This is a genomic window from Viridibacillus sp. NPDC096237 (genome assembly GCF_050278625.1).
Lineage (GTDB): Bacteria > Bacillota > Bacilli > Bacillales_A > Planococcaceae > Viridibacillus.
In genome coordinates, this window is the sequence record NZ_JBNNTI010000095.1 from 1 (window position 1) to 4,338 (window position 4,338).

Consider the following 4,338-nt stretch of genomic DNA (forward strand, 5'->3'; position numbering starts at 1 on the left):
TTCGAATTCATGGAACACTGGGCTATTTAACACCGGTGGAATTCAAGCAGCAGTCCTTATAAAAGTTGTCCAGTTTAGTGTTGACATACCAGTATTTATTAATGGACTGCTATTTGCCTTATTGTTTTATTTTACTAGTTCTTTGATTCCTTCAATGATTGCACATGCTATTTATAACCTTGGAATAGGGATCTAGTCTACTTTATAAAAAGAAGCTAGTCCATAAACAGCCACCTATATTTGTGGTATCGAAGCTATGCATATGGTTAAAAAAGATCAACCTCATCAACGGGCAAAGTCTGCCCAAAATGAGGTTGAATTCATTCATAAGTTTTTCGGAGTAGCTGCTTAATCCCAAAGTTAACAGGGTATTACCATTCTTTGTTTCTATATCATTATTTTTGCACCAGAACCCAAATTATCAATCTTTATTCAAACGCCACATCATCTACTTTTTTGCACCGATAACTTTAACATCATCAAATAACACCCATATTCACTTGTACGATGCCATCTTATTACTTGAACTCCCCTTCTTTTTAAAAGGTGTTTTGATTTATAATAATCATCTTTTAGTTCCTTTAACAATGTATCCACAAATACTAAATAGATATTTTTCATTTTTAATTTTTCTAAATGAGGATGATCTTTTTGCAAAGATTGAATTGCTAACTCATATATCAAATATTGATGTAATTGATTCCGTTCTTCTATTGAAATCATACTTCCTCCAGCAAACATATATCACATATAGAAGATAGCTGAATACGTTTAATTACATCTAATTGGCACTTAAGAAGACATTCATTATGATACTTATCAACTTCTTGTAACAAGCCCTCAGTAATAACTATTTCTCCGTTAGCCCAAGTAGATATTTTTACTGGTTTATGTTCGTTTAGTGCTTGTGAAATGTACACCTTATATCAGAAGTTACTTAAGGTCAAATGCCGAGAAGCAATTATATGACAATTAACAATTAACTGGAAATTAATTGACAAAATTTTAAAAATATGCAATATTTGTAAATGAGTGATTTGAAGATAGTTTGATTATTAATAAAGGAGTGAATAAGATGGTCAAAAAGTTTCTTGTTTTATTTAGTATCGTAGTTGTAATGTTTAGTAGTTTTGTTTCTTTTAGTAAAATCAGCCACGCTAGTGAGGTTTCTGATCGGGAAACTACTTTTAGTGAAATTGATGAAGAATTAATTCAAGCAGCAGAAAAAGTTTCTAGTTATTTTTCTGTAGATGAAGATGAGAATATTATCTTTAATGCTGATCGTGATACGTTAATTAGTGATTTAGGAGTATCGGAGAAAGATGCTGATTTAATGATTCTGGCGGTTGCTGAATTAACATCTAATAATAAAAACCCAAAAATTCAGCCTTATGGATTTGTTGGAGTGTACCTTCATTTAGGTCCTAAAGTTCGAGCAATGAATGGATGGGCAGCAGGTGCCTTTGCGGCAGGTTATGTAGGATGGTATGCTAAACAATTTGCTGTTAATCCAATTACTGCCGGTGTAGCTGGTCTTATTACTGCTGGTACAGCTCTTGCTGTAAAAAATGCAGTTGAAGATAACGTCAAAAAGGTTTCTCTTGGTTTGAATATTCTAGGACTTAATTGGTCTTATGACGTGGATATTCCATAAATGTTTTAAAAATAGAGGAAGTGAGTATTACGATACTCACTTCCTTAAACTATTGATTTTATAATTAGTTAGTAGAAAAAGTGATGCATAAAAGAAGAGGAGTTATATTTAAAGTGTACTTACTTTTATTCACGATAGTTTATTGTTTTATAACACAACTTATCAATATATCTTATGGACCTTCTTTAGGAATATATTTATTACTTTTTGGCTTTATTAAAGGTTTTTTTAGTAACGAGTTTAATAACTTTATAAATCTAGAATCGTCTAAAGATTTGCATAAAAAAAATGGATCTAAAGATTCTTTAATAGAACTGTTGTCTTTAGTTATAGTCTATACTAATTCTTATTTAATTGATTATGAGCCCTTTTCTATTTTCGAATTTGTTTATTTATTTACTGGTTTTGCAATTTTATATCGTTTTCTATTTTGGGGTATACTACGAACAATTAGAGAAGAAGTTAATTTTCGAAGAAGTTAATTTCCATATTTAAAAATAACAATAAAAATATACCATTAACAACCAAACATACTGAATTCCTTAATTTTATTAGGATTTAGTATGTTTTTTTATACATTTTACAGGCGAGGGAGCCTCTCAGAATTGAGGGAGATTCTTCTTAATCTTAATCTATTCTTGAACCACTCAAGATTTTTTTTAGCTCTCTCTGATCCCCGTTAACTTGGTTTAAATCAGCGAACGCCACTGGCAATCCTTCTTGATAAAGTTCTCCATACTCTTGCAGCATTATTCGTGTAGACAGGTCTGACGTTCACCAGAAAGCCCATTAGCTAACGTATGGAGACCACCTGTTTCCATCTTCTCTTGCTGTTCGCTTTGACGCACATGAAGGGATGCCCTTATGATAACGCCGTGTCTGAAGCGATGTTTAAGGTATTTTAAACAGAATTCGCTAATGGAGCACACTTCTCCTCACTTGAACAGCTCGCTCTTGAATTAGATGATTACGTTCATTGGTTTAACAATATTCGAATTCATGGAACACTGGGCTATTTAACACCGGTGGAATTCAAGCAACAGTCCTTATAAAAGTTGTCCAGTTTAGTGTTGACACACCACTTTTGTAATTTTAGCTTTTCTGGATCCGCAATATATAAACCGAACTTCAATTCATCAGCGTTAATTTGCAAATTATTAGTTTCAAGAAAGGAAATGCATTCATTTAATGTATCCTTAGCTATTTGAAGGACATTCATCTCTTTAAGTTTCCCTAATGCTATCTTTCCTTTTTCATCTTCTGATATGTCAAGATAACCCAGCATTTTTGTAGCCATAATCACATCGTAGCCATTTTGTTGTTTAGCTACGATAGGGACATTAATGGTATTCCATATTTTTCCAAAAGGCTTCATCATTGAAAATCTATAAAAGTTTTCTCTGTTATTTTCTAACGAGAATAAACCTTCATATTGCTCAATCGTATTTTCGATTAGTATCTCCATTTTCCCACTACTTTCCTTTGACTTTAAAGTTAATGTTAAAGTATGACGTTACATAAATGTCAATAGAAATGTGAATATAACACTTATAAATGGATTTATTCTCCCTCTTCAACAAACCTGCTTCCGTTAGTTGAATAGCAACAAACAACTTTGAGAAAACAGCTTTTCTATTAGGGGTGGCGTCAGATTTATGCGGATTTACAACGTTAAGCATAAAAAGCCCCAAAATCTCGCTTTGGAAAGGTTATAATGATAACTTTTGAAACTTTTATAATTGGATTAACGTAAATATAGTAATTATTTATTGTAAGGAAGGGATTATTATTTTAATTTATTATTTGTTATTTGGTTTAGGTGGGCTTTTAGTTATAGGCACAGTGATTAATTTTATTCTAATGTGTATAGAGAGAGAAATTGAGTTTTGGCCGACTATTAAAATGCTGGGCGGTTTTCTAATTGGAATCCTACTTTTATGGATGACCATTCCAAGTCTAAAATCTGTAATAACGAAAGACTTTGATGTTGTTGATGGAAAATGCACGATAGAAATATCTTCATCTGGTCGTTCTTCTGGTTCGACTTTCAATATGCTTAATACAGACGAACAATTTAGTTTCTTCAATGAGATTCCTGAACTTGATGCTTATGGCAAATCAATTCCTTATTACTGTGAGATTACGGTGACCAAAGGCCATATGTGGGAAATGGATTATAAAATTTACGATTTAAAGACAGGAAAGCTTATGGATTCACACACAGGTGAGTAGCTTATTCTTTTAAAAAATAATAAGAATAATTATACATACGCAGCTGAAAAAATGTTCCCAAATCAACGTTTGGAAATACACCAAAAAGCCACGAATGTCGTTAAATCAACGTTTTGTGGCTTTTTGTATGTACATTAATTATATGGTGTTTTATACACCTTTTTTAAAAGTCAGCCATAGCAGTGGTTTGCGGGCATTTATACAGATAAGTTTATCATATTTCAATTGCTCTTTGTCACCAAAATAAACCTATTTTGTTAGATATAGATTTTTAAATTAGCGACATCCTTAAAGTTATCCTTATTGAACTAAACTCCCTCTATAAACATTGAAGTATCAACGGTTTTCATCACTTCGTGATGTAAGAAAAATATTTTTTCATCTCTTTTGTAGACAGATGATTGAATTTATAGTTTTTATTACCAAATAAAGCGTACGCTTCGCTAAAACTA

General features: G+C 31.9%; 6 protein-coding genes and 2 pseudogenes. 5 read left to right on the plus strand and 3 right to left on the minus strand.

All coding sequences use genetic code 11. The features are described 5' to 3' along the window. Together ACQKMD_RS21745 and ACQKMD_RS21750 are read left to right on the plus strand one after the other, a co-directional pair. A partial coding sequence (locus ACQKMD_RS21745) for a CPBP family glutamic-type intramembrane protease (RefSeq protein WP_427754638.1) occupies nt 1–196 on the plus strand: 196 nt, incomplete at its 5' end. Nucleotides 197–238: 42 nt separating this feature from the next. Beyond that, a pseudogene (locus ACQKMD_RS21750) lies at nt 239–352 on the plus strand (IS6 family transposase); the annotation flags it as partial. A gap of 92 nt (nt 353–444) precedes the next feature. On the opposite strand, the gene ACQKMD_RS21755 reads toward ACQKMD_RS21750, so the two are convergent. Continuing rightward, entirely contained in the window at nt 445–723 is a 279-nt protein-coding gene (locus tag ACQKMD_RS21755) for a hypothetical protein (RefSeq protein ID WP_427754640.1), read from the minus strand. Continuing rightward, a complete protein-coding gene (locus tag ACQKMD_RS21760; protein ID WP_427754642.1) occupies nt 720–920 on the minus strand; it encodes a hypothetical protein in 201 nt (66 codons plus the stop codon). Before ACQKMD_RS21760 ends, ACQKMD_RS21755 begins: the two co-directional genes overlap by 4 nt. 155 nt (nt 921–1,075) lie before the next feature. Between ACQKMD_RS21760 and ACQKMD_RS21765 the strand changes: the two genes are divergently transcribed. Continuing rightward, nucleotides 1,076–1,654 carry a hypothetical protein gene (locus ACQKMD_RS21765; protein ID WP_427754644.1) on the plus strand — a complete coding sequence of 193 codons (579 nt, stop codon included), beginning with the start codon at nt 1,076–1,078 and terminating at the stop codon, nt 1,652–1,654. Between the two features lie 851 nt (nt 1,655–2,505). Then, nucleotides 2,506–2,706: pseudogene (locus tag ACQKMD_RS21770) on the plus strand (IS3 family transposase); the annotation flags it as partial. Here the strand turns inward: ACQKMD_RS21770 and ACQKMD_RS21775 are convergent. Continuing rightward, nucleotides 2,667–3,119, minus strand: a complete 453-nt coding sequence (locus tag ACQKMD_RS21775) for a hypothetical protein (protein ID WP_427754646.1) — start codon at nt 3,117–3,119, stop codon at nt 2,667–2,669. The pseudogene ACQKMD_RS21770 and the gene ACQKMD_RS21775 sit on opposite strands and share 40 nt — an antisense overlap. Nucleotides 3,120–3,514: 395 nt before the next feature. Here ACQKMD_RS21775 and ACQKMD_RS21780 point away from each other — a divergent pair, with 395 nt between their 5' ends. After that, the gene (locus ACQKMD_RS21780) at nt 3,515–3,886 is read left to right on the plus strand and encodes a hypothetical protein (RefSeq protein WP_427754648.1); all 372 of its coding nucleotides are present in this window, start codon (nt 3,515–3,517) and stop codon (nt 3,884–3,886) included. Nucleotides 3,887–4,338: the final 452 nt, after the last annotated feature.

Coding starts and splice junctions, on each gene's coding strand:
- ACQKMD_RS21755 (WP_427754640.1), bottom strand. CDS start 723: ATGATTTCAATAGAAGAACGGAATCAATTACATCAATATTTGATATAT.
- ACQKMD_RS21765 (WP_427754644.1), top strand. CDS start 1,076: ATGGTCAAAAAGTTTCTTGTTTTATTTAGTATCGTAGTTGTAATGTTT.
- ACQKMD_RS21775 (WP_427754646.1), bottom strand. CDS start 3,119: ATGGAGATACTAATCGAAAATACGATTGAGCAATATGAAGGTTTATTC.
- ACQKMD_RS21780 (WP_427754648.1), top strand. CDS start 3,515: ATGTGTATAGAGAGAGAAATTGAGTTTTGGCCGACTATTAAAATGCTG.